General features: G+C 69.2%; 20 protein-coding genes. 17 read left to right on the plus strand and 3 right to left on the minus strand.

Annotation, left to right across the window (positions count from 1 at the left end):
• The first annotated feature begins 7 nt into the window (after positions 1-7).
• The 4 genes from MKK75_RS31285 to MKK75_RS31300 all read left to right on the plus strand — a co-directional run bounded on the left by MKK75_RS31285 (position 8) and on the right by MKK75_RS31300 (position 3,901).
• Positions 8-871 carry a methionyl-tRNA formyltransferase gene (locus tag MKK75_RS31285; RefSeq protein WP_244046364.1) on the plus strand — a complete coding sequence of 288 codons (864 nt, stop codon included), beginning with the start codon at positions 8-10 and terminating at the stop codon, positions 869-871.
• 67 nt (positions 872-938) lie between these two features.
• Positions 939-1,280: a DUF1236 domain-containing protein gene (locus MKK75_RS31290; protein ID WP_244046365.1), complete on the plus strand. Its 342-nt coding sequence runs from the start codon at positions 939-941 to the stop codon at positions 1,278-1,280.
• A 959-nt stretch (positions 1,281-2,239) separates the two neighbouring features.
• On the plus strand, positions 2,240-2,530 hold the full coding sequence (locus tag MKK75_RS31295) for a PilZ domain-containing protein (protein ID WP_409567637.1): 291 nt from the start codon (positions 2,240-2,242) through the stop codon (positions 2,528-2,530).
• Between the two features lie 396 nt (positions 2,531-2,926).
• Positions 2,927-3,901 (plus strand): alginate O-acetyltransferase AlgX-related protein, encoded by a 975-nt coding sequence (locus MKK75_RS31300; RefSeq protein WP_244046367.1) that lies wholly within the window; start codon positions 2,927-2,929, stop codon positions 3,899-3,901.
• Positions 3,902-3,997: 96 nt separating this feature from the next.
• On the opposite strand, the gene MKK75_RS31305 is transcribed toward MKK75_RS31300, so the two are convergent.
• Complete coding sequence (locus tag MKK75_RS31305) at positions 3,998-4,276, minus strand: hypothetical protein (protein ID WP_244046368.1); 279 nt, start codon at positions 4,274-4,276, stop codon at positions 3,998-4,000.
• Between the two features lie 388 nt (positions 4,277-4,664).
• Between MKK75_RS31305 and MKK75_RS31310 the strand changes: the two genes are divergently transcribed.
• From MKK75_RS31310 to MKK75_RS31355, 10 genes are all read left to right on the plus strand, one after another.
• Complete coding sequence (locus tag MKK75_RS31310) at positions 4,665-4,925, plus strand: hypothetical protein (protein WP_244046369.1); 261 nt, start codon at positions 4,665-4,667, stop codon at positions 4,923-4,925.
• A 201-nt stretch (positions 4,926-5,126) separates the two neighbouring features.
• Positions 5,127-6,281, plus strand: a complete 1,155-nt coding sequence (locus tag MKK75_RS31315; RefSeq protein WP_244046370.1) for a transporter substrate-binding domain-containing protein — start codon at positions 5,127-5,129, stop codon at positions 6,279-6,281.
• On the plus strand, positions 6,278-6,904 hold the full coding sequence (locus MKK75_RS31320) for an ANTAR domain-containing response regulator (protein WP_244046371.1): 627 nt from the start codon (positions 6,278-6,280) through the stop codon (positions 6,902-6,904). Before MKK75_RS31315 ends, MKK75_RS31320 begins: the two co-directional genes overlap by 4 nt.
• Before the next feature lie 171 nt (positions 6,905-7,075).
• Positions 7,076-7,921, plus strand: coding sequence for a nitrilase family protein (locus MKK75_RS31325; RefSeq protein WP_244046372.1), 846 nt, complete (start codon positions 7,076-7,078; stop codon positions 7,919-7,921).
• A gap of 35 nt (positions 7,922-7,956) precedes the next feature.
• On the plus strand, positions 7,957-9,111 hold the full coding sequence (locus MKK75_RS31330) for a substrate-binding protein (RefSeq protein WP_244046373.1): 1,155 nt from the start codon (positions 7,957-7,959) through the stop codon (positions 9,109-9,111).
• 140 nt (positions 9,112-9,251) lie between these two features.
• Positions 9,252-10,085: a branched-chain amino acid ABC transporter permease gene (locus tag MKK75_RS31335; protein WP_244046374.1), complete on the plus strand. Its 834-nt coding sequence runs from the start codon at positions 9,252-9,254 to the stop codon at positions 10,083-10,085.
• Complete coding sequence (locus MKK75_RS31340; RefSeq protein WP_244046375.1) at positions 10,078-11,877, plus strand: ABC transporter permease subunit; 1,800 nt, start codon at positions 10,078-10,080, stop codon at positions 11,875-11,877. Before MKK75_RS31335 ends, MKK75_RS31340 begins: the two co-directional genes overlap by 8 nt.
• On the plus strand, positions 11,870-12,601 hold the full coding sequence (locus tag MKK75_RS31345) for an ABC transporter ATP-binding protein (protein WP_244046376.1): 732 nt from the start codon (positions 11,870-11,872) through the stop codon (positions 12,599-12,601). The genes MKK75_RS31340 and MKK75_RS31345 overlap by 8 nt, the downstream gene beginning before the upstream one ends.
• A gap of 3 nt (positions 12,602-12,604) precedes the next feature.
• The gene (locus MKK75_RS31350; RefSeq protein WP_244046377.1) at positions 12,605-13,528 is read left to right on the plus strand and encodes a DUF1028 domain-containing protein; all 924 of its coding nucleotides are present in this window, start codon (positions 12,605-12,607) and stop codon (positions 13,526-13,528) included.
• Entirely contained in the window at positions 13,521-14,927 is a 1,407-nt protein-coding gene (locus tag MKK75_RS31355; RefSeq protein WP_244046378.1) for an amidase, read from the plus strand. The genes MKK75_RS31350 and MKK75_RS31355 overlap by 8 nt, the downstream gene beginning before the upstream one ends.
• Positions 14,928-15,163: 236 nt before the next feature.
• On the opposite strand, the gene MKK75_RS31360 is transcribed toward MKK75_RS31355, so the two are convergent.
• Entirely contained in the window at positions 15,164-15,502 is a 339-nt protein-coding gene (locus MKK75_RS31360) for a GapR family DNA-binding domain-containing protein (protein ID WP_244046379.1), read from the minus strand.
• A gap of 762 nt (positions 15,503-16,264) precedes the next feature.
• Here MKK75_RS31360 and MKK75_RS31365 point away from each other — a divergent pair.
• Complete coding sequence (locus MKK75_RS31365; protein WP_244046380.1) at positions 16,265-16,450, plus strand: hypothetical protein; 186 nt, start codon at positions 16,265-16,267, stop codon at positions 16,448-16,450.
• A 2-nt stretch (positions 16,451-16,452) separates the two neighbouring features.
• Here MKK75_RS31365 and MKK75_RS31370 read toward each other — a convergent pair whose 3' ends face one another.
• On the minus strand, positions 16,453-16,752 hold the full coding sequence (locus MKK75_RS31370) for a hypothetical protein (protein ID WP_244046381.1): 300 nt from the start codon (positions 16,750-16,752) through the stop codon (positions 16,453-16,455).
• Between MKK75_RS31370 and MKK75_RS31375 the strand changes: the two genes are divergently transcribed.
• Together MKK75_RS31375 and MKK75_RS31380 are read left to right on the plus strand one after the other, a co-directional pair.
• A complete protein-coding gene (locus MKK75_RS31375) occupies positions 16,751-17,095 on the plus strand; it encodes a hypothetical protein (RefSeq protein WP_244046382.1) in 345 nt (114 codons plus the stop codon). The genes MKK75_RS31370 and MKK75_RS31375 overlap by 2 nt on opposite strands.
• A gap of 170 nt (positions 17,096-17,265) precedes the next feature.
• Positions 17,266-17,430 carry a hypothetical protein gene (locus tag MKK75_RS31380; RefSeq protein WP_244046383.1) on the plus strand — a complete coding sequence of 55 codons (165 nt, stop codon included), beginning with the start codon at positions 17,266-17,268 and terminating at the stop codon, positions 17,428-17,430.
• The last annotated feature ends 376 nt before the right edge of the window (positions 17,431-17,806 follow it).

Below are 17,806 nucleotides of genomic sequence, written 5' to 3' on the forward strand. Positions count from 1 at the left end.
GGGAAGCATGAAGTTCGCATTCGCCGGCATCGACTTCATGGGCGGTGTCTTCGAGGGGCTTCTGGATGCCGGCTGGACGCCGGTGAAGCTGTTCACCCGCCCCTGCGACGGGATCTACGACCACAACGACGTCGTCGTCGCCCGTGCCCGGACGCTGCGCATTCCGATCCAGCTCTCGCGCATCCGCGAGCGGGACATCGAGGCGATCCAGGCCGACCACGGCAAGGATTGGGCGCTGGTGGTGGCGGGCTATCCGTGGCTGGTGCGCGGCTGGCGCGGCCGTGCGGCCTACGGGTTCAACATCCACCCCTCGCCGCTCCCGATCGGGCGCGGCCCCTATCCGCTGTTCCGCGCCGTGCTCGACCGCTACGAGACCTGGGGGGTGACCGCCCACGCGCTGGCCGACGGTTTCGATACCGGCGACATCCTCGCACAGGAGATGTTTCCGCTCAGCCCCCAGGAGTCGCACGAGACCCTCCTGGCCAAGTGTCAGATGGCGGCCCGGCGCCTCGTGACCGGCCCGCTCGGGCGCGACCTGCCCGGCCGCTGGCGCTGGGCCGAGCCGCAGGGGGACGGCTCCTACTGGCCGCGGGCCACCGATGCCGACCGCACCCTCGACTTCCGGCAGGACGTGAACGCGGTCCTGCGCCGGGTGCGGGCGTTCGGCACCGTCGAGACGATCGCCCGGCTGGGCGACACGCGTGTCTACGTGGCGGAGGCGCAGGGCTGGCAGGAGCGGCACACTCACGCCGCCGGGGCGGTGGTGCATCGCCATCGCCGCCATATCGTGGTTGCGGCGCTGGACGGGTACGTACAGATCACCCGCTGGTCGCCGCTGCCGCTCTCGGAGATCGGCCAGATCGGCCGCTGAGTCCGCCGCGGCGGGAACCGATGCGGGCTCGGCCGTGTTTCCGGCGGCCTTGATCACGGAGTCCGACATGTCGACACGCGCAAGCCTCGCCGCGGCCTTCGGGCTCGCCGCACTCTTCACCGGCTCGGCCTTCGCGCAGGCCGTCATCGTGGCGCCCGACGATTTCGGACCCGATGACGACGTGGTCGTGCGCGACTACATCGTGCGCCGCCCGGTCGGGCCCGGGCCGATCGTCGGCTCGATCCCGCTGCGGCCTGGCAGCATCGTGCCCGAGGATGTCCGCCTCGCGCCCTTCACGGACGCCCCCAATCCGCGGCTGCGCCGGTTCGGCTATTTCGTTGCGCCGGGCGACAAGATCGTGGTGGTCGATCCCGAGACCCGCGCGGTGGTGCGCATCCTCGACCGCTGATGGTCTTCTGCGGAGCGCTCACCGGTCTCCGCGGAGCGCCCGCTCCCAGGGGTCCGGATGCCTCAACGGCGGCCGGAGCGGGCAACACCCCGAGAATGCCGAGGGGGCCCTGCGGCAGCACCAGCCCTCTGGGCATGGGCAATGTCGTCTGTGGGGGGGCGTGAGGCGGTCTCCGCTTCCCGGCAGCGCCCGAGCAGATAGGCCGGGTTCGTCCGCGAGCGGCAATGGAATCGCCGGGCGTCGTGCCCGATGGTCTTGCTCACGGTACACGAACAGGGATGCTTCGGAGTGGCCATCCCATCCAAGCCCCTCATCCTGAGGCGCTGGAGCGCAGCGGAGGCCTCGAAGGAGCCCTCCGGATGGCTTTGCGATTCCTGGAGCCCTCCTGCGAGGCCTGCTTCGGGGTCACCGCAGGATGAGGGGGTCGGGTGGGATCGCCCGATCGATCCGCCACAGCGTGGTGACGTGTACCGTGGCCATCCTGCGCAGCCTTAAGCCTTTGTGGCAACGCGTACTCCTGCGCCGAACCGGTAACCACATCGACGAAGCGCGCCCTCGAATCGTGAACCAAAGCCTGTCCGGCGGCGTAAACCCTTCCTGATCACGCAGCCTGATCGTGTCACCGGGTCGGATTGGGGGAGCGAAGCGCGATGAGGGGTCTGCGGTTTCTGAGGGCGTGGTTTCTGGTATCCGTTCCGCTCGGCCTGCTCGTGGGCCAATTCTTCAAAGCCGGGAAGGGACCGCCCACCCGCAAAGGAAGCGGCCCGTCCGACCGGCCCTGAAGCTCTGCGGTCCGGGGCGGAGGCCATCCGCCGAATGGAGCGCGGGTGTGCAGTCGGGTGCCGTATTGCAGGCCCGGGATATCGTGCGGCGCCTAGTCGTCAATTACATATTAGTAAATCTTCGGCATTTTTACTGAACTCGTGCCATGTTGGCCGACATGAGCAGGACGTTCGGCCATGTCTCGCAATGCCACGCCCCAGGATGGCTTCGTCGAGCGACGTCATGCGGCACGAAAGCCCACGGACATGCTCGCGTTCGCGCTGAACCCGAACGGCGCCCGCTTTCCATGCCAGATCCGGAACATCTCCGACCGTGGCGCGATGCTGGAATTCCTCGGCTCGCACGTCACGATGCTTGAGAACGCGTTCGATCTGGTGCTGGCAGACGCCAAGGCGCGCTACGCGGTCGAGGTCGTCTGGCGGAAGGAGCGCACCGCCGGCGTGCTCTTCTGCCTGGACAAGGAGTAGCGCGCTGCGCGGCAGCGCTCCAGGTCGCCGGGGCGGCCATCAGCGAGAGGTCGGTTGCCGGCGGCGCAGAGCCGGGACCGCGAAGGTGTCGCGGTGTGCGGGCCGGCCGGCGGCGAGTCGGCGGTGCGCCACGAGTTTTTTTCGCCGCAAAGCCCGACCGTACCGAGACACGACCCATGACGGGTACGAGCGCGGGCACGAGCTGCCGCTTCTCCGAACCGCCGCCAAAGACCGCCCGTTGGGTCGCTTGGCGTCGCAAGCGGTCTGCAAAGCTATGGTCCACGTGGTCGCGGCACGCGCCGCCCGGGGCTTGCAATCCGGCGCGGATCCGTCGAGGCCACCGGCGAGGGGTGCCGGAACGGTCGGCCGTCGAAGCGGAAAGCGTGCGGATCTTAAATGGCAAGGGGTAGCGGCGTGGCCGTCGGGGACGATGGCTGGTTGTTTTGGGTCGGGCGTGCCCGCGAGGTCGAGATCTTCTATGTGGACAGCGCGCTGTCGCGTCGGATCCTCGGGCGATGGGCCCGGCTGATCGGCCAGCGCGCACGGCGCCTCGACGACCTCGGGATCCGCCACGTTCACGCAGTGGTGCCCGACAAGCTGGCAGTCTACCCCGCAGCGCTCAGCCGATCCTTCCCCGGGCTTGACGATCCACCGGCCGTCCGGCTCGCAAGGCGCTTGGGCCAGGACGACCGTGCCCGGATGATCGATCTGCTGACACCGTTGCAGGCGGCGAAGGTCCATGAACCCGTCTACCTGCGGACGGATACGCACTGGACCTATTTCGGCTATCTGACCGCCTACCGGGCGCTCTGCGAGGCCCTGGATGCGCCGGTGGCCGCACATGTCTTCTCCGGCACGCATGTGCGGGAGCGTTTCACCTTCGACCTTGGCGAGAAGCTCCGCCCCCCGATCGACGAGGAGTATGTCGCCTACGATTTTCCGCGCCATGCGGAGCGGATCGATGCGAACGCGCTGGTTCGGGTGCGCGAGACCGGTGAAGCGGTCCGGCAGCGCGGCCTGTTCGTAGGCTCGCGCACCGTCATGAGAAACAACGCGGCGCCGGATCCGCGCCGTGTGGTGCTGTTCGGCGATTCCTACATCTACAGTCCGGGCGCGCGCCTGACGGCGATGCTGGCGGAAACCTTCACCGAGGTTCACGCGATCTGGTCGGCGAATCTGGATTGGGCTTACATCGAGGCTGTCCGACCCGACGTCCTGATCTTCGAGATCGCCGAGCGCTTTCTCCGCCAGGTGCCGACGGACCGGATCCGCATCGATCGTTTCGCGGAGAAGCGGGCCTGGCGGGCCGTTCGACCGACCCTGCGCGAGCGGATCCGGCACTTCCTTCGGTCGGGGGCCGTGGCGCGCTGAACTTCACGCGGGGCGAGAAGACACCCTCACTGCGGGCCCAATGAGAAACGCCCCGCTGCGGTAGCGCAGCGAGGCATCAGATCCGTTACAGCGTGCTCAGTAGCCGCGGCCGTAGTAGCCCGGGCCGCCGCGGTCGAAGGCCCCCGCTGCCGCGGCACCGGCCGCCGCGCCGGCGATGCCGAGGCCGACCGCAGCACCCGTCGAGAGGCCGCGGTGGCGGCGATATCCGTCGTCGCGGTGACGGCCATAGCCCCGATCGTAGCCGCGGCCATAGCCATGACCATCGCGGTATCCGTAGCCCTGAGCCTGGGCGCCGCTCGCGCCGACAGCCCCGAGGCACAGGGTCACGGCGGACAGGAGAGCCAGCTTTCGCATCGATGAATCCTTCGCAGTTGCGTTGAACGCCCAACACAAATCGTGCGGATCGGTTCCAAATCTGGTGTTGAACTGAAAACGGCCGCTTTGCGCCAACACCGCGGCACGAATAAACCTGAGCGTCATGGTCGGCGTCGATGGCGCGCGCAGATCCAGTGGCGTTCCGTCTCGCGGCAAGCGATGCAAGTCCACGCCGCATGCGCGGATGACTTTCAACCGCACGGTGGACATGTTGCCGGCACGATGTCTTCAGTTCACCGCGAATTCAGTCGCGAGAACGGCATTCTCCGCAACGGCTACGCTCTTTGCGTGCTGATGAAGTATCGGTACGGAGGTCGAGCAGCGTGCACGCATCGAAACAGCGCGACGCGGGGACTGGATTGCCGGAATGTCGACGCTGTTCTCGGATCCGCTCGGCCGGGCGTTGCTGACCCTTCTGACAACCGATCACGGTCTGCCAGGTGGACCCCAGCGAGCGGTGCTGCTGCGGTCGCTTCTCGACCTGCGCACGCAAGCCGAGACCAGGGGCGCCTCGGCGCAAGTCCGGGGGGCCATCCGTTCGGCCTTGTGGGCCTTGCGCGGCGAGTTTCCCGCGGCGTCCGTCAGCGGGACGACCGTCAAGGATAACCACGCGCGCAGGCGCGGATGATCGTTTCCATCCGACGGCGCGGCCGCCCCTCACGATCTGGCCGTGAGGGCGATCCGATGCTCGCAAGTCCAAGGCCGGGCCGCTTGCGCTATGCCGGCGTCCGTCCGAAGACCCCTCGCTTTCCAACGTCGACGCGGCTGCGATAGGACTGGTCCTGCACGACCGCCCGGCGGTCGAGCGTCGGGCAGGACCGAGGAAGCCATGGCAGGCAAGGACGAGGCGACGTGGCGCGTCGGCGTTCTGTTCTCCCGAAGCGGGGTCAGCGGCGTCACCGAGACCGAGCACTTCCTGGGCACTGCGCTGGCCATCGAGGAGATCAACACGGCCGGCGGCATACGCGGCCGACCGATCGAGCCGATCTGCTACGATCCCGCCGGGGACACCGACGCCTACCGAGCCTATGCCCGCCGGATGCTCGCCGAGGACGGAGCCGAGGTCGTGTTCGGGTGCTCCCTCTCGGCCAGCCGTAAGTCGGTGCTGTCCACCGTGGAGCGGCACAACGGCCTGCTGTGGTATCCCTCGATCTACGAGGGCTTCGAGTATTCCGAGAATATCATCTACACCGGAGCGACCCTGAACCAGAACGTCTTCGCCCTGGCCGACTATCTCCTGCACGAGCACGGCCCCCGGATCTTCCTGATTGGCTCTGACTACATCTATCCGCGCGAGTCGAACCGGGTGATGCGCGACCTCGTCGAGGCGAAGGGCGGGACCGTTGTCGGCGAGCTCTACGCCCCCCTCGATGCGGACGACGCGGCCCATGGGGCGATGATCGCCGCTATCCGGCGCGCTGCGCCGGATGCGGTGTTCTCGACGGTGGTCGGGCGCGGCGCCGAACGCCTCTACCGGGCCTACGCCGAATCCGGGCTCGACCGGGCGCGCTGCCCGATCGCCAGCCTCACCCTGGCCGAGGGTCAGATCCGGGCGATCGGGCCGGAACTGTGCCGCGGCCACGTCCTCGCGACCTCCTATTTCGGGGCGCTTGCCGGCGAGGAGAACGCGCGCTTCGTTTCCGCCTTCCAGACCCGGTTCGGGGCGGAGCGACCGACCAGCATGTGGTCCGAGACCGCCTACGCGCAGGTCCACCTCTTCGCGCAGGCGCTGACCGAAGCCGGGACCCTCGATGCCGAGCGCCTCGGGGCGGCAGCCCTGCGGCAGCGCCTCGCGGCGCCGGAGGGCGACCTCGCCTTCGACGGCGAGACCCGGCACATCTGGCTCACCCCCGCCATCGGTGTGGCCCGGGCCGACGGACAGTTCGACGTCGTCTGGCGGGCGCGCCGCCCGGTGCGGCCCGACCCCTACCTCGCGTGGTCCCGGTTCGAGACGAACTGGCTGGACGAGGGAATGGCCGCGTGAGCGCCCCCGCCCGCAAGATTCTGGACGATCTGCGCCGCGCCCGCGCCCTCGTGATCCACCCCCGGGACGAGGAGGGCTGCGCGCTGCTGGAGCAGCTCCGCCGCCTCGGCTGCGCGGTCGCGCTGGTGTGGCCCCCGCCCGCCGTCCTACCGGCCGATATCGACACCCTGTTCATCCAGCTCGACGACGCCGCGGTGATGCACCTGCTGCCGTCGATCGAGGCGATCGAACCCGCGGTCATCGCCATCGTGGCCTACGAGAGCCCGACTTCCCTGAAGGCGATCGCCGACGTGAACGCCCACGGCGTGCTCAACAAGCCACTCCACCCGCGGGGCGTGCTCACCCAGTTCGCCCTCGCCCGGTACCGGCGCAGCTACGAGGGCCGGCTGACCAGCAAGATCAACCGGCTGGAGGAGACCATGAAGGGCCGCCGCACGGTCGAGAAGGCGGTCCGGCTTCTCGTGGAATTGAACCGGATCGATGAGGACGCCGCCTACAAGATGCTGCGGGATCGGGCGACCACGTCCCGCGTGCCGATGGCGAGCGTGGCCGAGGGCGTGGTTTCGGCCCACGAGGCGATGAGCGGTCTCGGCCTGCGTATCGCGTTGGCGGAGAAGCCCTGAATGTAGCAGTCTGCTGCAATTATCGGCTTGCCCTCCGCAAGACGGCGGCTATCGTCGCAGCCTTGGGCAAGGTTGCCCCGCGGCAGGATTGCTGCATCACATCTCGGCTTTGAAGCCTCTGGACCGCGGATGACGTCCGCGCCCAGGGGCTTTTTGCGTTTTGGAGCTTTCATGATCCAAGCGAACGGTCCTGCACGCTCGCCGATACGGGTGTCCTGCATCCAGTTCGCGCCGGAATTCGGCGCGGTCGACGCCAACATGGCCCGGGCTGCCGAACGCGTTCGCGCGGCGGCGGCGGACGGCAGCCGGCTGATCGTCCTGCCGGAGCTTGCCAGCACCGGCTACGTCTTCGAATCTCAGGCTGAGGCGGTCGCTCTGGCCGAGCCGGTTCCGGACGGACCGACCACCCGGGCCTGGGTCGCCCTCGCCGCGGAACTCGGCATCCACGTCGTTGCGGGGATCGCCGAGCGCGCGGGCGACGTACTCTACAACGCCGCCGTGATCGTCGGCCCCGGGGGGTATATCGGCACCTACCGGAAGGCGCATCTCTGGGACCGGGAGAACGAATTCTTCGCCAGGGGCGATCTCGGCTTCCCGGTGTTCGAAACGGACCTCGGCAGGGTCGGGGTCGCGATCTGCTACGATGGCTGGTTCCCCGAGACCTTCCGGCAGTTGGCGCTCGGTGGCGCGGAGATCGTCTGCATCCCCACCAACTGGGTGCCGATGCCCGACCAGCCCGCGGGCGAGGCCGCCATGGCCAACACGCTGCACCGCGCCGCCGCCCACTCGAACGGGATCTTCATCGCCTGCGCCGACCGGGTCGGCGTCGAGCGCGGCCAGCCCTTCGAGGGGCAGAGCCTGATCATCGGCCCGAAGGGCTGGCCACTCGCCGGCCCGGCGAGCCGCGAGGGGACCGAAACCCTCTCCGCCCTGGTCGACCTCGACGCGGCCGGGCGCAAGGACCTGAACGCCTTCAACTCCCTCCTGCGCGACCGCCGAACCGACATCTACGGCTGAAGGCAACCGTCCCAACCCGCTTCGAGGATTTCCCCATGGTCAAACATCTTCTCATCGGTACCGCGACCCTCGCGCTCGCCGCCACGGCCGCGCTGGGCGCCGACGGCAAGCCGATCGTCATCGGCGTGCCGATCGGCCTGTCGGGCGCCAACAGCGTCGTGGCGCCCTCGGTGGTGCAATCGGCCGAACTGGCGGTCGAGGAGATCAACGCCAAAGGCGGCGTACTCGGCCGCAAGCTCGCCCTCGAAGTCGCCGACGACGCCTTGGGAGCCGCCGGCGCCCAGAAAGCCTTCGACAGCCTGATCTACCAGAAGAAGGTCGACGTCCTGATCTCCATGGAGACGAGCGCGGCCCGCAACGCCGGCCTGCCGGCCGTCACCAAGGGCCGGGTGCCCTACATCTACACCTCGTTCTACGAGGGCCATTCCTGCAACAAGAACCTGTTCGTGGACGCCTGGGTGCCGGAGCAGCAGGTGCCGCCGGTGGTGGACGCCTTCAAGGCCAAGGGTGCCAGGACCTACTTCCTGATCGGCAGCGACTACGCCTTCGGCCGCGGCATGCTGGGCTTCACCAAGAGCTATGTCGAGAAGACCGGCGGCAAGGTTCTGGGCGAGGAATACCTGCCGATGGACGGCAGCGACTGGACGGCGATCATCTCCAAGCTGAAGGAGGCCAAGCCCGACGCGCTGATCACCTCGACGGCGGGCGGGGCGCCGAACGTGACGCTGACCAAGCAGCTGCGCGGCGCGGGCGTGGCGCTGCCCTTCGCCAACCTCGCGCTGGACGAGGGCACCGCCAAGAGCATGGGCGCCGACGCCGACGGCGTCTACCTCTCGGCCTCCTACGTGACCGGGATCGACAGCCCGGAGAACAAGGCCTTCCTGGCCGCGATGCAGAAGAAGTTCGGCGCGGAGCTGCGCACGCCGAACGACCTCTCGGTGCCGGAATACGAGGCGATCTACCTCTACAAGGCCGCCGTCGAGAAGGCGGGCGGGACCGAGACCGCCAAGGTGCTGGAGACGCTGCCGGTGGTGAGCTTCACCGGGCCGCGGGGCACGATCCGCATGAGCGAGGAGCACCATGCGCCGCTGACCATGTATCTCGGCCAGATCCAGACGGACGGCACCGTGAAGGTCGCCGGAACCTTCAAGGACGTCGATCCCGGCGCGCAGTGCCCGAAGCTGCAATGAGGGGCGTGGCTCCGGGAGCCGTGCCTATCCTTCCCCTCTCCCGACCCCTGCCGACGCAGGGGACCCCCTCCCCGCAGAGGGGGAAGGGGGCGCAGTATAGCCCGAAGGGCCTTCCTGTTCGCACGCACCCGGAACCCCCGATGCTGCTCATTCTCGACATCCTGACCACGGCGGCGATCCTGTTTATCGTCTCGATCGGCCTGCTGGCGATCTTCGGCGTGCTCAAGATCATCAACTTCGCCCACGGCGCGTGGCTGACGGTCGGCGCCTATTGCGCGGTGGTGACCGCTAAGATCGGGCTCAATCCCTGGTTGGCGCTGCCGCTGGCTTTCGTGGTCGGCGCGGCTTTGGGCGGCCTCGCCGAGCACTTCCTCATCCGACCGCTCTACCGGCGGCCCCTCGACGCGATCCTCGCCACCTGGGGACTCGGCATCGTGGTCGGCCAGCTCATCACCCTGGCCTTCGGCCGGGACGTCCAGCTCACCCCGAACCTGCTGGCCGGCACCGTCGAGATCCTCGGCGTCGACTACTCCGCCTACCGGCTCGTGGCTTTGGGCATCGCGCTCGCGATCGGCACGCTGTTCGCACTCACCGTCGAGCGGACCCGGCTCGGCCTCTCAGCCCGGGCCGTGATCATGAACGAGACGCTGGCGCGCAGCCTCGGCATCGACACGGGGCGCGTGCGCCTCATCGTGTTCATGATCGGCGCCGGCTTCGCCGCGCTCGCGGGCGTCCTGCTGACGCCGCTGACCAGCGTCGATCCGAACATGGGTGTCTCCTGGCTGATCGGCGCCTTCATGCTGGTGATGGTCGCCGACGCCTCCTACCGGGCCCTGGCGGCGGCCTGCCTCGTCTTCGGCGCCGCGCAGGTCCTGATCAGCACCTTCGTGAGCCCGATCCTGGGCAGCGTCGCCATCGCGGTGCTCGCCGCCCTCGTGCTGCGGATCAGCCCGAAAGGTTTCTCCCGTGCTTGAGACCCTTCCCGCCACCGGGCGGGCGGCCGCGGCACCCGGCCGCCTGTCCCGCGCCGCGCCCTTCGTGGCTGCGGCCGTGGCGGCGCTGGCCCTCTGGATCGCGCCGCTGTTCCTCGACACCTTCGCGGTCAACGTCCTGACCCGCTCGATGATCTACGCGGTGCTGGCCGTCACGGTGGACCTCCTCTGGGGCTTCGCCGGGATCCTGACCTTCGGACAGGCGGCGTTCTTCGGGGGCGGCGCCTACGCGGCCGCCATGATCCTGAGCGCCTACGGAGCGACGCCCATGGGCATTGCCTTAGCGCTGGCCACCGCGATCGCGGCGCCGGCGCTCCTGGGGCTCGTGGTCGGCTGGCTGTCCTTCTACCACCGCTCGACCCCCCTCTATGCTTCGGTGATCTCGCTCGTCGTCCCGATCGTGGTGGTGCAGCTCATCTACGCGGGTGGGGCGTGGACCGGCTCCAGCAGCGGCCTCGTCGGATTCGATGTGCTGCCCTTCGAGATCGAAGGCTATTTCCGGCTCGCGGCCCTGGTGCTGATCACCGTCACCCTGGCCGCCTGGATCCTGGTGCGGTCGGATGCCGGGCGCGCCTTGGTGGCGCTCCGGGACAACGAGGCGCGCTGCGCCTATCTCGGCCTCAACCCGCGCCGCCTGCAGATCGTGTTGACCGCCGCACTCGCTGCCGTCGCGGGCTTCGCAGGCTTCCTGTTCGCGAATGCCTCGGGCGTCGTCGCACCGGAGAATGCCGGTTTCCTGTTCGGCACCGAACTGGTGATCTGGGTCGCGCTCGGCGGGCGCGGCACGCTGCTCGGTCCGGTGCTCGGCACGATCGCGATCGACTACCTATCGGCAAACCTGTCCGGCGACCTGCCTTTCCTCTGGCGGCTCCTGCTCGGCACGGCCTTCGTGGCGATCATCATCCTGCTGCCGGGCGGCCTCGCCGATCTCGTCCTCCGCCTGTGGCGGGCGTTCCCGATCGGCCGGTCGGGACACGCCGCCCCCGCCATCGCGGAGCGGGAGGCCGAAACGGAGCCGGTGGCGGCCGACACCCCCATCCTCCAGGTGCGGGGCCTCGCCAAGGCGTATGGCAGCCTGACTGTGCTGGAAGCGATCGACCTGGAGATCCGGGCGGGTGAACTCGTGAGCCTCGTCGGCCCGAACGGCGCCGGCAAGACCACGCTGATGCGCTGCCTGAGCGACGGCACCGAGCCCTTCACGGGTTCGATCGCCATCGCCGGCACCGCCCTCGCCGGACTGACCCCGAACCGGATCGTGGGCCTCGGAGTCGGGCGCAAGTTCCAGGTGGCGAGTGTCTTCGAGAGTTTGTCGGTCGCCGATTGCCTCCGGCTGGCCCGGGCCTCCCGCGACGGATTGAGCCCGGTCGGCCGGGCCGCGACCCTGAGCCTGCCGCAGGCCGCCCTCGACGTCCTGCGGATGACGGGGCTCGACCACCGGCTCGACCAGCCGGCCCGGCTGTTGTCGCATGGCCAGAAGCAGGCTCTCGAACTCGCCATGGTGGTGGCGCTGGAGCCACGGCTGATCCTGCTCGACGAGCCGACCGCCGGCCTGACCAAGGCCGAGCGCGCCACCATCGGGCGCGTCCTGAAAGGGCTCACTGCCGGCGGCCGGATCGCCGCCGTGCTGGTCGAGCACGACCTCGATTTCGTGCGGGAGATCTCCTCGCGGATCGTCGTGCTGCACCAGGGCCGTCTGGTCCTCGACGGTACCGTGGAGGCGGTCGTCGGCTCCGAACTGGTGCGGACCATCTACGCGGGAGGTGCCCATGGCTGAGGCGGCACGGAGGATCGACGCGGCAGGCGCCGCCCTCGCCCTGGAGGCCGTGTCGAGCGGCTACGGCGCGGTCTCGATCGTGAAAGACGTGTCCCTGTCGGTGGCGCCGGGGGAGATCGTCGCCCTGCTGGGCAAGAACGGCATGGGCAAGACCACCCTGCTCAAGACCGTCCTGGGGATGGTGGCCCTGCGCGGCGGTGGGATCACCATCGCCGGACAGGCGCTCGAGACCCTGTCCCCCGCCCGGCTCGTCGCCCTCGGCGTCGGCTACGCGCCGCAGGAGCAGCCCCTGTTCCAGGACCTCTCGATTCGCGACAACCTGCGCCTCGCGGTGCCCTCCGACCGGTTGCTGCTGGAGGCGCTGGAGCGGCTGTTCGGCCACTTCCCCTTCCTGAAGGACCGCCTCGCCCAGCGCGCCGGGACCCTCTCGGGCGGCGAGCAGAAGATGCTGATCCTCGGGCGCGCCCTGATGCTGCGCCCGCGCCTCCTCCTGATCGACGAGATCTCCGAGGGCGTGCAGCCCTCCATGGTCGAGCGCCTGCGCACCGTGCTGCTGGCCGAGCGTGCTGCGGGCCTGTCGATGCTGGTGGTGGAGCAGCACGTCGCCTTCGCCCTCGGCCTCGCCGACCGCTACGCGGTGCTCAAGCTCGGCGAGATCGTCGACAGCGGCTCCGCCAAGGCCCCGGACGCGCAGGCGCGCGTCTTCGATCACCTCGCGGTGTGAGCCATGGGCGAACTCAACACCTTCTCGATCGCGGCGCGCTGTCCGAGAACCGGGCAGCTCGGCGTCGCCGTGGCGAGCGCCGTCCCGGCGGTGGGCGGGCTCTGCCCGTACATCCGGGCGGGCATCGGGGCCGTCACCACCCAGTCCTGGGTGAACCCCTACCTCGCCCTGCGCATCCTCGACGGGCTGGCCGGGGGACAGGAGGCCGACGCGGCGCTGGCCGACGCGCTCCGCATCGACGACCGGACGGACCTGCGCCAGATCGGGCTGGTCGATAGCACCGGGAGGGCCGCTGCCTGGACCGGCGCCGGATGCACCGTGCAGGCTGGGCACCGGAGCGGGCCGGGCTACGCCGTCCAGGGTAACATGCTGGCCTCCGCCGACGTGATCGGGGCGATGGCCTGGACCTTCGAGGACGGCGTGGCCTGCGACCTCGACGAGCGTCTGATGCGGGTCCTCGAAGCCGGCGAGGAGGCGGGCGGCGACCGGCGCGGCAAGCAATCGGCGGCGCTCAAGATCGTCGCGGGCGAGGATTATCCAAGCCTCGACCTTCGCGTCGATGAGCATGCGCGCCCCGTCTCCGAACTGCGCCGGATCCTCACCGTGGCCCGGAAGCAGCTCGTCCCCTTCGTCGCCGGCATGCCGCGGCGGGACGGCCCGGCCGGCGCGCTGCCGGCGGATGTCGCCGCCATGCTGCTCCGGCCGCCCCGGGAGCGACCCGGCGCGGCGTCCGGCGACACGCCCCAGCCGCCGCTCGACAGCGCCGGCCTGCCCCCCGAGGCGGCCAAACGGGCCGCGCACCTTCAAGAGCGGTTCGCGCCGATCCTGGCCGAGATCCGGACTTTGCGCAGCCTCGACCTGACGGAAGTCCACCCGCCGGTCGTGTTCGACCCGAGCCTCCCCTATCGTCGGGCGCCCCATGGCTGACGCCCTCCGGTCCCTGCCGATCACGGAACTCGCCCGGCGGATCGCGTCGCGGGATCTGTCGAGCGTCGAGTTGGTCGGGGCCTGCCTGGACCGGATCGCGCGCCTCGACGGCGCTCTCCAGAGCTTCGTTGGCCTGTCGGAGAGCGCCTTAGAGACGGCGGGGGCGGCCGACGCGGAGATCGCCAGGACCGGTCCGAGGGGGCCGCTCCACGGCATCCCGATCGGCATCAAGGACAATTACACGACCGCCGACCTGCCGACCCGTGCGGGCACGGCGGTGGAGGCCCTCACCTTCCCGCGGACGGACAGCCATTGCGTGGCGAAGCTGCGAGCGGCGGGCGCCGTGATCCTCGGCAAGCTGCGCATGCACGAATTCGCCTGGGGCACGGTCACACCGCCGACGCGCAATCCCTGGGATCTCGCGCGGGTGCCGGGGGGCTCGAGCGGCGGCTCGGGGGCGGCGGTGGCGGCAGGGCTCTGTCCGGCCGCCCTCGGCTCGGACACGGGCGGCTCCATCCGGATCCCGGCGGCTTTGGGCGGGATCGTCGGGCTTAAGCCGACCTACGGACGGATCGGCCGCTCGGGGATCGTCCCGCATTCCTGGTCCCTCGACCATGCCGGGCCGCTGACCCGGACGGTGGCCGACGCGGCGCTCCTGCTCGGGACCCTCGCCGGCCCCGATCCGGACGATCCGGCGGCCTCGACGGCTCCGGTGCCGGATTATCGCGCCGGGCTCGACGCGCCGGTTCGCGGCTTGCGAGTGGCGGTGATCCGCAACCACTTTTTCGACGCGATCGACGCCGACGTCGCCGCCGCCGTCGAGGCGGCGATCGGCTTCTTCGCCGGGCAGGGCTGCGCGGTGCGGGATGTCGCGGTGCCATCCCTGCGCTACGGGCTCGGCGCCATCTACGCCATCGAGCTGGCCTCCTCCGCGGCCTTTCACGACCGCAACCTCGCGCAGGGCCATGTGGCGGGCTTCGCCGCCGATGTCCGGGATCTCATCGAGATGGGCCGGTTCGTCACCGGGCCGGACTACCTGCGGGCCGAGCAGGCCCGGGCGCTGATCATGGCCGAGATGGCCGCAGCCCTCGACCATGCGGACGTGATCGTCACCCCGACCACGCCGCTGACCGCGTGGCGGACCGAGGAAGCCACGGTCGCGCTCGCGGGGCGGCCGGAGAGCGTCCTGGCGGCCTCTTGGCGCCTCACCTATCCGTTCAACCTGACGGGACTTCCCACCATCGCGTTGCCCTGCGGCTTCGACCGGCGCGGCCTCCCAATCAGTCTTCAGATCGCCGCCCGGCCCTTCGCCGAGGTCAGGCTCCTTCAGGTTGCGCACTGGTATGAGCAGGCACACGGCTGGTGGCAGCAAGTCCCGCCCTTCGCGCAAGAGCCGTAGCGCGGGGCCGCACGCAACCGTTGCGCTTCGACCTGCGGCGTCGCTTGTTCCGAGCAGGCTTTGAAAACCGTGGTGAGCGCGTTGGGGTTCGAACCCAAGACCTACGGATTGAAAGTTATTGACCGATCCAGAAAACATCAATGGTTACAGCGAAGTCTGTGTCCAAATCACGTGGCCCGATCGCGTGAATTCGAGGCGGGGACAGGGGGATTTGGACACAGTTGCAGGGTGCCCGATCAGTGCGCGCGGTTGTCCCCGAACAGGTTGGCCCGGGTCTCCTTCCAGCACTCCTCGAGCTTGCGCATCCCGTTAATCGCGAGACGGCGCTTGTTCACGTCTCGGCTGTAGTGGCGGACCATCTGCTCGGACATCTCGACGATGGCCGAGACCTCGGCCTCGGTGTTGCCGGCCTCCAGCAGCATGGTCACGGCGTTCTTGCGCAGGCCATGGAACACGAAGATGCCGGCCTTCTCCTCCTCCAGCCGCTCCAGGCGCTCGATGAACTGCTTGAATTCGTCGGCGGCTACGCCCTCGGCGGTGGCGGGGCTGCCAGATGTGCTGAGACCAGCGGTCATGCCGACCTCGCATTGAAATGGGTTTCCTCGACGCGTGGCATGGAGCACGAGCTCGGGTCGACGCGAGGGGGCGCCCACACCGGCCGCCTAACGCGCCGCCGGATCTCACGGGCCCGAAAGACGAGAGCGACGCCTGTCAGCAGGCCATCGCGAGCAGTGCTGAATAAGTATGGGCGGTCGGAAATCAGCTCGAGGGCCGGGTCGTGGTGGGCGGCGATCTCCCCCTTCGACAGACCCCTGGCGCACAGATCCTCGTAGGTGCAGGCGCCTGAGGCGGCTTCACGCTCGACCAGCGTATCAGCGAGTAGGCCGACGCGGGCCCACTTGTCAGGCGCGTCGTGTGCAGCGCGGATCCGGGACAGGTGCGTCACGGGCGGCCGCCTGAGGCTGCGTGGTGGATCGACCAGCCCGGGCCGGCGAGGCGGGCTTTCTCTCTTGGGTGTTCCTCAACGTGACGGCGGAGATCTCCGCGCGGGTCGGCGCGCGCCACGTCTGCGACCACTCGGGCCCAAACAGGCCGTCGTTGCCGGGCACGAGCTCGCACGGGGCGGGCGTGGCGGCACTTGCCCGCGCGCTCGGCCCGGATCGTCTGCGCCTTGGTGCCGGCGAGGATCGGGGCAGCGAAGTGAAATTTAAATGAGTACGCAACCATTAGAGAACGGCAGCCGTGTTGACTTGTGCTGCAATGGCGTTCGCAAACACTCTGTTCAACGAATTTTTAAGAGGCGAAACTAATCTATACGTGAGGCGGAGGCGTTGCGCATGATCAGCGTTTCGACGGACAGCTATTTTGCCATGGTGCGTGCCGCTCAGCTGCAGGCGGTTCGAACGGGAGTGCCTCTGAACGAGAAGCAGAGCATACCGATCGCGGTCGATGAGCAGGCTCCTCCGCCTGCGCCGCCAGAAGCTGCATCGACGGTCAGGCAGATCGTGGATGTGCTGGTCTGAGGTCATTTGTTGATCTCAGACTCGCTTGAGATGTTGGGATCGCCAGAGAGCCGCAGCGCGCGGCCGGCATCGCTGCGCGCGGAGCGCTTCAGCTCGCCCAGCCACTTCCGGTGCTCCTCGTCGGTCGCGGCCCTCACCAGCTCGCAGTCGGCGATCAGCGCTTCGCCGTTCGGCGGCCAGCCGAGCCAGGACAGGTAGCCGGTCACCGGGGCGGCCCAGGCGCAAACCCAGGTCTCGCCGGACGGCTTGTGCAGGATCGCGTCGCCCGTGCGGAACGGCGGCTTTTCACCTATCGCGCCCATGCCGCCCCCCTCCCACGATGGCGAGCGCGTCGGCCACGCCGAATGCGGCTCGGGAACGCATGGCATCACCGGCTACTTCGACAGTCAGGGCCCGAGCGTCTTCTGTATCGCGGTGCCCAAAGAACAGCGGGAGGTGCCCATGGCTCGCGATCATAGCGGCGGGGCGACGTTGACCCCGGAGGAGGCCGCCTCCGTCGAACGCGTCAGGCGCAAGCGCTTGGCCGAGGATGGGTGCCCGGAAGAGCGGGTGCCGGCCGGTAAAACCACGGGCGATGATCACGCCCACGATGATGTTCCCGAGAGCGAAGAACCAGGCCTGATCGAGTCGATGAGAGGGATGTGAGGCTGCGGAGCTCGGGACCGCACCTTCAGGCCGAACAGATCCGCCTTGGCGCCCCGGGGCATCCACCTCCGCGCAGGTGAGCACGCGCGAGCGCCTGCATGTGCGCTGGCGCATGCCAGTTGAATACAACCGACTCCAGATACCAGCCAGCAATGGTGTCGGAGGTTGTCATGGAACGGTCGAACAACGTCGTGTGGTTGCGCCAGCCGCGCGCGCCGAGCCGCGCTGTCGCCCAGAGCCGACCCGAACCGGGACGCGCCGCCTTCGACGCGGTCGTGGCCGGCGGCGTCCTGACCGGTCTCGCGTTCCTCGCGCAGCGGCTCGTGCTGCGCTGAGCGTGGGGTGAACGACGGTCCGACCCACCGATCGGATTGAAATGGAGCCTGCGAGGCGGACCATCTCGCGCGGGAGCGCGGCGGCGAGGGTGTCGGATTGGGGGCGGTCGGTCATGATCAGGCCGCCTCTTGCGTTGGCAAATCGTACCGGCGCCGGACATTGAAGCCCGTCCGCTGCGCCCACTGCCGGACCTCGGCGAAGGTGACGCCGGACCGCAGATCGATGGCCTGCCGGCACTGCGCCGCCGTGAATTTGGCTGCGTGGCACTCGTCCCGGTGAGCAGCATTCGCTCGGGCAGCCAGCCGTAGACGCGGCAGCGCGCGGGCTGCGCGAATTCGGAGCCGGGCGGCCGCGTGTGCTTCCGGATCTCACGGC

The organism is Methylobacterium sp. J-030, from assembly GCF_022829545.1.
Taxonomy (GTDB): Bacteria; Pseudomonadota; Alphaproteobacteria; order Rhizobiales; family Beijerinckiaceae; genus Methylobacterium.

What these genes read in the sequence shown, in the direction of transcription:
- MKK75_RS31285 (WP_244046364.1), top strand. Translation starts at nt 8, where the DNA reads ATGAAGTTCGCATTCGCCGGCATCGACTTCATGGGCGGTGTCTTCGAG.
- MKK75_RS31290 (WP_244046365.1), top strand. Translation starts at nt 939, where the DNA reads ATGTCGACACGCGCAAGCCTCGCCGCGGCCTTCGGGCTCGCCGCACTC.
- MKK75_RS31295 (WP_409567637.1), top strand. Translation starts at nt 2,240, where the DNA reads ATGTCTCGCAATGCCACGCCCCAGGATGGCTTCGTCGAGCGACGTCAT.
- MKK75_RS31300 (WP_244046367.1), top strand. Translation starts at nt 2,927, where the DNA reads ATGGCAAGGGGTAGCGGCGTGGCCGTCGGGGACGATGGCTGGTTGTTT.
- MKK75_RS31305 (WP_244046368.1), bottom strand. Translation starts at nt 4,276, where the DNA reads ATGCGAAAGCTGGCTCTCCTGTCCGCCGTGACCCTGTGCCTCGGGGCT.
- MKK75_RS31310 (WP_244046369.1), top strand. Translation starts at nt 4,665, where the DNA reads ATGTCGACGCTGTTCTCGGATCCGCTCGGCCGGGCGTTGCTGACCCTT.
- MKK75_RS31315 (WP_244046370.1), top strand. Translation starts at nt 5,127, where the DNA reads ATGGCAGGCAAGGACGAGGCGACGTGGCGCGTCGGCGTTCTGTTCTCC.
- MKK75_RS31325 (WP_244046372.1), top strand. Translation starts at nt 7,076, where the DNA reads ATGATCCAAGCGAACGGTCCTGCACGCTCGCCGATACGGGTGTCCTGC.
- MKK75_RS31330 (WP_244046373.1), top strand. Translation starts at nt 7,957, where the DNA reads ATGGTCAAACATCTTCTCATCGGTACCGCGACCCTCGCGCTCGCCGCC.
- MKK75_RS31335 (WP_244046374.1), top strand. Translation starts at nt 9,252, where the DNA reads ATGCTGCTCATTCTCGACATCCTGACCACGGCGGCGATCCTGTTTATC.
- MKK75_RS31345 (WP_244046376.1), top strand. Translation starts at nt 11,870, where the DNA reads ATGGCTGAGGCGGCACGGAGGATCGACGCGGCAGGCGCCGCCCTCGCC.
- MKK75_RS31350 (WP_244046377.1), top strand. Translation starts at nt 12,605, where the DNA reads ATGGGCGAACTCAACACCTTCTCGATCGCGGCGCGCTGTCCGAGAACC.
- MKK75_RS31355 (WP_244046378.1), top strand. Translation starts at nt 13,521, where the DNA reads ATGGCTGACGCCCTCCGGTCCCTGCCGATCACGGAACTCGCCCGGCGG.
- MKK75_RS31360 (WP_244046379.1), bottom strand. Translation starts at nt 15,502, where the DNA reads ATGACCGCTGGTCTCAGCACATCTGGCAGCCCCGCCACCGCCGAGGGC.
- MKK75_RS31365 (WP_244046380.1), top strand. Translation starts at nt 16,265, where the DNA reads ATGATCAGCGTTTCGACGGACAGCTATTTTGCCATGGTGCGTGCCGCT.
- MKK75_RS31375 (WP_244046382.1), top strand. Translation starts at nt 16,751, where the DNA reads ATGCCGCCCCCCTCCCACGATGGCGAGCGCGTCGGCCACGCCGAATGC.
- MKK75_RS31370 (WP_244046381.1), bottom strand. Translation starts at nt 16,752, where the DNA reads ATGGGCGCGATAGGTGAAAAGCCGCCGTTCCGCACGGGCGACGCGATC.
- MKK75_RS31380 (WP_244046383.1), top strand. Translation starts at nt 17,266, where the DNA reads ATGGAACGGTCGAACAACGTCGTGTGGTTGCGCCAGCCGCGCGCGCCG.